The organism is Citrobacter sp. CK195 (genome assembly GCF_030333365.1).
GTDB classification, from domain to species: domain Bacteria; phylum Pseudomonadota; class Gammaproteobacteria; order Enterobacterales; family Enterobacteriaceae; genus Citrobacter_B; species Citrobacter_B koseri.
Genome location: NZ_JAOWGB010000016.1, coordinates 19,279 through 28,448, shown reverse-complemented (window position 1 = coordinate 28,448; position 9,170 = coordinate 19,279). Strand labels below are relative to the sequence as shown.

At 52.1% G+C, this 9,170-nt stretch carries 8 protein-coding genes; all 8 read left to right on the top strand.

Going from position 1 to position 9,170, the window contains the following annotated elements:
• On the top strand, positions 1 to 1,050 hold a 1,050-nt coding region (gene tuf / locus OGX93_RS00795), incomplete at its 5' end, for an elongation factor Tu (RefSeq protein ID WP_286450944.1).
• 231 nt (positions 1,051 to 1,281) lie between these two features.
• On the top strand, positions 1,282 to 1,665 hold the full coding sequence (gene secE / locus OGX93_RS00790; RefSeq protein ID WP_012133816.1) for a preprotein translocase subunit SecE: 384 nt from the start codon (positions 1,282 to 1,284) through the stop codon (positions 1,663 to 1,665).
• Between the two features lies 1 nt (position 1,666).
• Complete coding sequence (gene nusG / locus OGX93_RS00785) at positions 1,667 to 2,212, top strand: transcription termination/antitermination protein NusG (RefSeq protein ID WP_003862341.1); 546 nt, start codon at positions 1,667 to 1,669, stop codon at positions 2,210 to 2,212.
• Positions 2,213 to 2,369: 157 nt separating this feature from the next.
• On the top strand, positions 2,370 to 2,798 hold the full coding sequence (rplK, locus tag OGX93_RS00780; RefSeq protein WP_012133815.1) for a 50S ribosomal protein L11: 429 nt from the start codon (positions 2,370 to 2,372) through the stop codon (positions 2,796 to 2,798).
• A 3-nt stretch (positions 2,799 to 2,801) separates the two neighbouring features.
• A complete protein-coding gene (gene rplA, locus OGX93_RS00775) occupies positions 2,802 to 3,509 on the top strand; it encodes a 50S ribosomal protein L1 (protein WP_012133813.1) in 708 nt (235 codons plus the stop codon).
• Between the two features lie 355 nt (positions 3,510 to 3,864).
• On the top strand, positions 3,865 to 4,362 hold the full coding sequence (gene rplJ, locus OGX93_RS00770; RefSeq protein WP_004097644.1) for a 50S ribosomal protein L10: 498 nt from the start codon (positions 3,865 to 3,867) through the stop codon (positions 4,360 to 4,362).
• Between the two features lie 66 nt (positions 4,363 to 4,428).
• Positions 4,429 to 4,794, top strand: coding sequence for a 50S ribosomal protein L7/L12 (rplL, locus tag OGX93_RS00765; protein WP_012133812.1), 366 nt, complete (start codon positions 4,429 to 4,431; stop codon positions 4,792 to 4,794).
• A 319-nt stretch (positions 4,795 to 5,113) separates the two neighbouring features.
• On the top strand, positions 5,114 to 9,142 hold the full coding sequence (rpoB, locus tag OGX93_RS00760) for a DNA-directed RNA polymerase subunit beta (protein ID WP_024130652.1): 4,029 nt from the start codon (positions 5,114 to 5,116) through the stop codon (positions 9,140 to 9,142).
• The last annotated feature ends 28 nt before the right edge of the window (positions 9,143 to 9,170 follow it).

The window sequence follows — 9,170 nt, the reverse complement described above, 5'->3', positions numbered from 1 at the left end:
GCATTCGACCAGATCGATAACGCGCCGGAAGAAAAAGCTCGTGGTATCACCATCAACACTTCTCACGTTGAATACGACACCCCGACTCGCCACTACGCGCACGTAGACTGCCCGGGCCACGCCGACTATGTTAAAAACATGATCACCGGTGCTGCGCAGATGGACGGCGCGATCCTGGTTGTTGCTGCGACTGACGGCCCGATGCCGCAGACCCGTGAGCACATCCTGCTGGGTCGTCAGGTAGGCGTTCCGTACATCATCGTGTTCCTGAACAAATGCGACATGGTTGATGACGAAGAGCTGCTGGAACTGGTTGAGATGGAAGTGCGTGAACTGCTGTCTCAGTACGATTTCCCGGGCGACGACACGCCGATCGTTCGTGGTTCTGCTCTGAAAGCGCTGGAAGGCGACGCAGAGTGGGAAGCGAAAATCATCGAACTGGCTGGCTACCTGGATTCTTACATCCCGGAACCAGAGCGTGCGATTGACAAGCCGTTCCTGCTGCCGATCGAAGACGTATTCTCCATCTCCGGTCGTGGTACCGTTGTTACCGGTCGTGTAGAGCGCGGTATCATCAAAGTGGGCGAAGAAGTTGAAATCGTTGGTATCAAAGAGACTGCGAAGTCTACCTGTACTGGCGTTGAAATGTTCCGCAAACTGCTGGACGAAGGCCGTGCTGGTGAGAACGTAGGTGTTCTGCTGCGTGGTATCAAACGTGAAGAAATCGAACGTGGTCAGGTACTGGCTAAGCCGGGTTCCATCAAGCCGCACACCAAGTTCGAATCTGAAGTTTATATCCTGTCCAAAGACGAAGGCGGCCGTCATACTCCGTTCTTCAAAGGCTACCGTCCGCAGTTCTACTTCCGTACAACTGACGTGACTGGCACCATCGAACTGCCGGAAGGCGTAGAGATGGTAATGCCGGGCGACAACATCAAAATGGTTGTTACCCTGATCCACCCGATCGCGATGGACGACGGTCTGCGTTTCGCAATCCGTGAAGGCGGCCGTACTGTTGGCGCGGGCGTGGTTGCTAAAGTTCTCGGCTAATCGCTGATAACATTTGACGCAATGCGCAATAAAAGGGCATCATTTGATGCCCTTTTTGCACGCTTTCATATCAGAACCTGGCTCATCAGTGATTTTTTTTGTCATAATCATTGCTGAGACAGGCTCTGCTGAGGGCGTTTAGTCCGAAACGCAACACAGAGCATTTCGGTTTGGATTGCCTCGCATACGCGGGGTGAAAATGTTTGTAGAATACTTCTGACAGGTTGGTTTATGAGTGCGAATACCGAAGCTCAAGGAAGCGGGCGCGGCCTGGAAGCGATGAAGTGGGTCGTTGTTGTCGCATTGCTGCTTGTGGCTATTGTGGGCAACTACCTCTATCGCGACATGATGCTGCCGCTGCGTGCGCTGGCCGTAGTAATTCTGATTGCTGCAGCGGGTGGTGTCGCGCTGTTGACGACAAAAGGTAAAGCAACCGTTGCTTTTGCCCGTGAAGCGCGTACCGAAGTCCGTAAGGTCATTTGGCCGACTCGCCAGGAAACATTGCACACCACGCTGATTGTGGCTGCGGTTACCGCAGTAATGTCACTGATCCTGTGGGGACTGGATGGTATTCTGGTTCGCCTGGTATCCTTTATCACTGGCCTGAGGTTCTGAGATGTCTGAAGCTCCTAAAAAGCGCTGGTACGTCGTTCAGGCGTTTTCCGGTTTTGAAGGCCGCGTAGCAACATCGCTGCGTGAGCATATCAAATTACACAATATGGAAGAGTTGTTTGGTGAAGTCATGGTGCCGACCGAAGAAGTGGTCGAAATCCGTGGCGGCCAGCGTCGCAAAAGCGAGCGCAAATTCTTCCCGGGCTACGTCCTGGTTCAGATGGTGATGAACGACGCAAGCTGGCACCTGGTGCGCAGTGTTCCGCGTGTGATGGGCTTCATCGGCGGTACGTCTGACCGTCCGGCGCCAATCAGCGACAAAGAAGTTGATGCGATCATGAACCGCCTGCAACAGGTCGGTGATAAACCGCGTCCGAAAACGCTGTTTGAACCGGGTGAAATGGTTCGTGTTAACGATGGTCCGTTTGCTGACTTTAACGGCGTTGTTGAAGAAGTGGACTACGAGAAGTCCCGCCTGAAGGTGTCTGTTTCTATCTTTGGTCGTGCGACCCCGGTAGAACTGGACTTTGCCCAGGTTGAGAAAGCCTAAGCAGCGATCAAAAAAGCGGCGATTTAATCGTTGCACAAGGCGCGAGATTGGAATACAATTTCGCGCCTTTTGTTTTTATGGGCCTGGCCCGTAAAACGATTTTTTTATATCACGGGGAGCCTGTTTTCAGGCGTTATACCCAAACGAGGAAATTGCAATGGCTAAGAAAGTACAAGCCTACGTCAAGCTGCAAGTTGCAGCTGGTATGGCTAACCCGAGTCCGCCAGTAGGTCCGGCTCTGGGTCAGCAGGGCGTAAACATCATGGAATTCTGCAAAGCGTTCAACGCAAAAACTGATTCCATCGAAAAAGGTCTGCCGATTCCGGTTGTTATCACCGTTTACGCTGACCGTTCTTTCACCTTCATTACCAAAACGCCTCCGGCAGCAGTTCTGCTGAAGAAAGCGGCTGGTATTAAGTCTGGTTCCGGCAAGCCGAACAAAGACAAAGTAGGTAAAATTTCCCGCGCTCAGCTGCAGGAAATCGCGCAGACCAAAGCTGCCGACATGACTGGTGCCGACATTGAAGCGATGACTCGCTCCATCGAAGGTACTGCACGTTCCATGGGCCTGGTAGTGGAGGACTAAGAAATGGCTAAACTGACCAAGCGCATGCGTGTGATCCGTGAGAAAGTTGATGCGACCAAACAGTACGACATCAACGAAGCTATCTCTCTGCTGAAAGAACTGGCCACTGCTAAGTTCGTAGAAAGCGTAGACGTTGCCGTTAACCTCGGCATCGACGCGCGTAAATCTGACCAGAACGTACGTGGCGCAACTGTACTGCCGCACGGTACTGGCCGTTCCGTTCGCGTAGCCGTATTTACCCAGGGTGCAAACGCTGAAGCTGCTAAAGCTGCTGGCGCTGAACTGGTAGGTATGGAAGATCTGGCTGAACAGATCAAGAAAGGCGAAATGAACTTTGACGTTGTTATTGCTTCCCCGGATGCAATGCGCGTTGTTGGCCAACTGGGCCAGGTTCTGGGTCCGCGTGGCCTGATGCCGAACCCGAAAGTGGGTACTGTAACGCCTAACGTTGCTGAAGCGGTTAAGAACGCTAAAGCTGGTCAGGTTCGTTACCGTAACGACAAAAACGGCATCATCCACACCACCATCGGTAAAGTGGATTTTGACGCTGACAAACTGAAAGAAAACCTGGAAGCTCTGCTGGTTGCGCTGAAAAAAGCAAAACCGACTCAGGCGAAAGGCGTGTACATCAAGAAAGTTAGCATCTCCACCACCATGGGTGCTGGTGTTGCCGTTGATCAGTCCGGTCTGACTGCGACTGTGGCGAACTAATATTCGCCTTTACGTGGGCGGTGATTTTGTCTACAATCTTACCCCCACGTTTCTGTTGAAATAAACAGAACTCTATGCGAGTCATTTGAATTGTAGCAGCTAACGCGGCTACGGTTCAAAGGGCGAAGTCATAGACAAGATTTGTTCGTTGGAGCCTGGCCTATCCAGGCCTCCGTCGAAGACCGCAGGTGTTTCGTAAGAAACTTAATGCCCTGCGTAGACGGTGACAGAACGCTAAGATTATTTTTTATACTCTGGCTTGTTTCTGCTCACCGTATTAAGACGCTCTTCTCGTTGAGGAGAGTGAAGTGAGTTCCAGAGCATGAGCTCTGGCAAACATCCAGGAGCAAAGCTAATGGCTTTAAATCTTCAAGACAAACAAGCGATTGTTGCTGAAGTCAGCGAAGTAGCCAAAGGCGCGCTGTCTGCAGTAGTTGCGGATTCCCGTGGCGTAACTGTAGATAAAATGACTGAACTGCGTAAAGCAGGTCGTGAAGCTGGCGTTTACATGCGTGTTGTTCGTAACACCCTGCTGCGCCGCGTCGTTGAAGGTACTCCGTTCGAGTGCCTGAAAGACACGTTTGTTGGTCCGACCCTGATTGCATACTCTATGGAACACCCGGGCGCTGCTGCTCGTCTGTTCAAAGAGTTCGCGAAAGCGAATGCAAAATTTGAGGTCAAAGCCGCTGCCTTTGAAGGTGAGCTGATCCCGGCGTCTCAGATCGACCGCCTGGCAACTCTGCCGACCTACGAAGAAGCAATTGCACGCCTGATGGCAACCATGAAAGAAGCTTCGGCTGGCAAACTGGTTCGTACTCTGGCTGCTGTACGCGATGCGAAAGAAGCTGCTTAATCGCAGTTATCTTTGTAACGCATCCGCTTACGTATAAACTTATTCTGATATTCAGGAACAATTTAAATGTCTATCACTAAAGATCAAATCATTGAAGCAGTATCCGCTATGTCCGTAATGGACGTTGTAGAACTGATCTCTGCAATGGAAGAAAAATTCGGTGTTTCCGCTGCTGCTGCTGTAGCTGTAGCTGCTGGCCCGGTTGAAGCTGCTGAAGAAAAAACTGAATTCGACGTAATTCTGAAAGCTGCTGGCGCTAACAAAGTTGCTGTTATCAAAGCAGTACGTGGCGCGACTGGCCTGGGTCTGAAAGAAGCTAAAGACCTGGTAGAATCTGCTCCGGCCGCTCTGAAAGAAGGCGTGAGCAAAGATGACGCTGAAGCTCTGAAAAAATCTCTGGAAGAAGCTGGCGCTGAAGTTGAAGTTAAATAAGCCAACCCTTCCGGTTGCAGCCTAAGAAATTAGGCTGATGGCTGGTGACTTTTTAGTCACCAGCCTTTTTGCGCTGTAAGGCGCCAGTAGCGTTTCACACTGTTTGACTACTGGTTGTCCTGACAATGCTTGTTTCTATCGACGACTTAATATACTGCGACAGAACGCCCGTTCTGTGTAAATCGCAATGAAATGGTTTAAGCGTGATAGCAACAGGCATTGCGGAAAGTATTCCATTTTCCGGTCAACAAAATAGTGTTGCACAAACTGTCCCTCCGCAGGACAGATGGGTCGACTTGTCAGCGAGCTGAGGAACCCTATGGTTTACTCCTATACCGAGAAAAAACGTATTCGTAAGGATTTTGGTAAACGTCCACAAGTTCTGGATGTACCTTATCTCCTTTCTATCCAGCTTGACTCGTTTCAGAAGTTTATCGAGCAAGATCCTGAAGGGCAGTACGGTCTGGAAGCTGCATTCCGTTCCGTGTTCCCGATTCAGAGCTACAGCGGTAATTCCGAGCTGCAATACGTCAGCTACCGCCTTGGCGAACCGGTGTTTGACGTTCAGGAATGTCAGATCCGTGGCGTGACCTATTCCGCACCGCTGCGCGTAAAACTGCGTCTGGTGATCTACGAGCGCGAAGCGCCGGAAGGCACCGTAAAAGACATTAAAGAACAAGAAGTCTACATGGGCGAAATTCCGCTCATGACCGACAACGGTACTTTCGTTATCAACGGTACTGAGCGTGTTATCGTTTCCCAGCTGCATCGTAGCCCGGGTGTCTTCTTCGACAGCGATAAAGGTAAAACTCACTCTTCCGGTAAAGTACTGTATAACGCACGCATCATTCCTTACCGTGGTTCATGGCTGGACTTCGAGTTCGATCCGAAAGACAACCTGTTTGTCCGTATCGACCGTCGTCGTAAACTGCCTGCGACCATCATTCTGCGTGCACTGCAATACACCACTGAACAGATCCTGGACCTGTTCTTTGAGAAAGTGATCTTCGAGATCCGCGACAACAAGTTGCAGATGGAACTGGTGCCGGAACGCCTGCGTGGTGAAACCGCCTCCTTTGACATCGAAGCCAACGGCAAAGTGTACGTCGAAAAAGGTCGTCGCATTACTGCGCGCCACATTCGCCAGCTGGAAAAAGACGATATCAAACATATCGAAGTTCCGGTTGAGTACATCGCGGGTAAAGTGGCGTCTAAAGACTACGTTGACGAATCAACTGGCGAGCTGATCTGCGCAGCGAACATGGAGCTGAGCCTGGATCTGCTGGCGAAGCTGAGCCAGTCTGGCCACAAGCGTATCGAAACGCTGTTCACCAACGATCTGGATCACGGCCCGTACATTTCTGAAACGGTACGTATCGACCCGACTAACGATCGTCTGAGCGCGCTGGTAGAAATCTACCGCATGATGCGCCCGGGTGAGCCGCCGACTCGTGAAGCGGCTGAAAGCCTGTTTGAGAACCTGTTCTTCTCCGAAGACCGCTATGACCTGTCTGCGGTTGGTCGTATGAAGTTCAACCGTTCTCTGCTGCGCGACGAAATTGAAGGTTCCGGTATCCTGAGCAAAGACGACATCATTGACGTGATGAAGAAGCTCATTGATATCCGTAACGGTAAAGGCGAAGTCGATGATATCGACCACCTCGGCAACCGTCGTATCCGTTCCGTAGGCGAAATGGCGGAAAACCAATTCCGCGTTGGCCTGGTGCGTGTTGAGCGTGCGGTGAAAGAGCGTCTGTCTCTGGGCGATCTGGATACCCTGATGCCTCAGGACATGATCAACGCCAAACCGATTTCCGCGGCAGTGAAAGAGTTCTTCGGCTCCAGCCAGCTGTCTCAGTTTATGGACCAGAACAACCCGCTGTCTGAGATTACGCACAAACGTCGTATCTCCGCACTCGGCCCAGGCGGTCTGACCCGTGAACGCGCAGGCTTCGAAGTTCGAGACGTACACCCGACCCACTACGGTCGCGTATGTCCTATCGAAACGCCTGAAGGTCCGAACATCGGTCTGATCAACTCCCTGTCCGTGTATGCACAGACTAACGAATACGGTTTCCTTGAGACTCCGTATCGTAAAGTCACCGACGGCGTGGTGACTGACGAAATTCATTACCTGTCTGCTATCGAAGAAGGTAACTACGTTATCGCTCAGGCGAACTCCAACCTGGATGACGAAGGCCACTTTGTAGAAGATCTGGTTACCTGCCGTAGCAAAGGCGAATCCAGCTTGTTCAGCCGCGACCAGGTTGACTACATGGACGTTTCCACCCAGCAGGTGGTTTCCGTCGGTGCGTCCCTGATCCCGTTCCTGGAACACGATGACGCCAACCGTGCATTGATGGGTGCGAACATGCAACGTCAGGCGGTTCCGACTCTGCGCGCTGATAAGCCGCTGGTTGGTACCGGTATGGAACGTGCTGTTGCCGTTGACTCCGGTGTAACTGCGGTTGCTAAACGTGGCGGTACTGTTCAGTACGTGGATGCGTCCCGTATCGTTATCAAAGTTAACGAAGACGAGATGTACCCGGGCGAAGCAGGCATCGACATCTACAACCTGACCAAATACACCCGCTCTAACCAGAACACCTGTATCAACCAGATGCCGTGTGTTTCTCTGGGTGAGCCGGTTGAGCGCGGCGACGTGCTGGCTGACGGTCCGTCCACCGACCTCGGTGAACTGGCGCTGGGTCAGAACATGCGCGTAGCGTTCATGCCGTGGAACGGCTACAACTTCGAAGACTCCATCCTCGTTTCCGAGCGTGTTGTCCAGGAAGACCGTTTCACCACCATCCACATTCAGGAACTGGCCTGTGTGTCCCGTGACACCAAGCTGGGGCCGGAAGAGATTACCGCTGATATCCCGAACGTGGGTGAAGCTGCGCTCTCTAAACTGGATGAATCCGGTATCGTTTACATCGGTGCGGAAGTGACCGGCGGCGACATTCTGGTTGGTAAGGTAACGCCGAAAGGTGAAACCCAGCTGACGCCAGAAGAGAAACTGCTGCGTGCGATCTTCGGTGAGAAAGCGTCTGACGTTAAAGACTCTTCTCTGCGCGTACCAAACGGTGTTTCCGGTACGGTTATCGACGTTCAGGTCTTTACTCGCGATGGCGTAGAAAAAGACAAACGTGCGCTGGAAATCGAAGAGATGCAGCTGAAGCAGGCGAAGAAAGACCTGTCTGAAGAATTGCAGATCCTCGAAGCTGGCCTGTTTAGCCGTATCCACGCTGTGCTGGTTTCCGGTGGCGTTGAAGCTGAGAAGCTCGACAAACTGCCGCGCGATCGCTGGCTGGAACTGGGCCTGACCGACGAAGAGAAACAAAATCAGCTGGAGCAACTGGCTGAGCAGTACGACGAACTGAAACACGAGTTCGAGAAAAAACTCGAAGCGAAACGCCGCAAAATCACTCAGGGCGACGATCTGGCACCGGGCGTGCTGAAGATTGTTAAGGTATATCTGGCGGTTAAACGCCGTATCCAGCCTGGTGACAAGATGGCAGGTCGTCACGGTAACAAGGGTGTAATTTCTAAGATCAACCCGATCGAAGATATGCCTTACGATGAAAACGGCACGCCGGTAGACATCGTACTGAACCCGCTGGGCGTACCGTCTCGTATGAACATCGGTCAGATTCTGGAAACCCACCTGGGTATGGCTGCGAAAGGTATCGGCGATAAGATCAACGCCATGCTGAAACAGCAGCAGGAAGTCGCGAAACTGCGCGAATTCATCCAGCGTGCGTACGATCTGGGCGCTGATGTTCGTCAGAAAGTTGACCTGAATACCTTCAGCGATGAAGAAGTTCTGCGTCTGGCTGAAAACCTGCGCAAAGGTATGCCGATCGCAACGCCGGTGTTCGACGGTGCGAAAGAAGCGGAAATTAAAGAGCTGCTGAAACTGGGTGACCTGCCGACTTCCGGTCAGATCACGCTGTTTGACGGCCGTACCGGTGAACAGTTCGAGCGTTCGGTAACCGTAGGTTACATGTACATGCTGAAACTGAACCACCTGGTCGACGACAAAATGCACGCTCGTTCCACCGGTTCCTACAGCCTGGTTACTCAGCAGCCGCTGGGTGGTAAGGCGCAGTTCGGTGGTCAGCGCTTCGGGGAGATGGAAGTGTGGGCGCTGGAAGCATACGGCGCAGCATACACCTTGCAGGAAATGCTCACCGTTAAGTCTGATGACGTGAATGGCCGTACTAAGATGTATAAGAACATCGTGGACGGCAACCATCAGATGGAACCGGGCATGCCGGAATCCTTCAACGTATTGTTGAAAGAGATTCGTTCGCTGGGTATCAACATCGAACTGGAAGACGAGTAATTCTCGCTCAAACAGGTCACTGCTGCCG

Excerpts from the sequence above, each read along its gene's own strand:
- rplL (WP_012133812.1), top strand. The coding sequence starts at position 4,429 with ATGTCTATCACTAAAGATCAAATCATTGAAGCAGTATCCGCTATGTCC.
- rplK (WP_012133815.1), top strand. The coding sequence starts at position 2,370 with ATGGCTAAGAAAGTACAAGCCTACGTCAAGCTGCAAGTTGCAGCTGGT.
- secE (WP_012133816.1), top strand. The coding sequence starts at position 1,282 with ATGAGTGCGAATACCGAAGCTCAAGGAAGCGGGCGCGGCCTGGAAGCG.
- rplA (WP_012133813.1), top strand. The coding sequence starts at position 2,802 with ATGGCTAAACTGACCAAGCGCATGCGTGTGATCCGTGAGAAAGTTGAT.
- rplJ (WP_004097644.1), top strand. The coding sequence starts at position 3,865 with ATGGCTTTAAATCTTCAAGACAAACAAGCGATTGTTGCTGAAGTCAGC.
- rpoB (WP_024130652.1), top strand. The coding sequence starts at position 5,114 with ATGGTTTACTCCTATACCGAGAAAAAACGTATTCGTAAGGATTTTGGT.
- nusG (WP_003862341.1), top strand. The coding sequence starts at position 1,667 with ATGTCTGAAGCTCCTAAAAAGCGCTGGTACGTCGTTCAGGCGTTTTCC.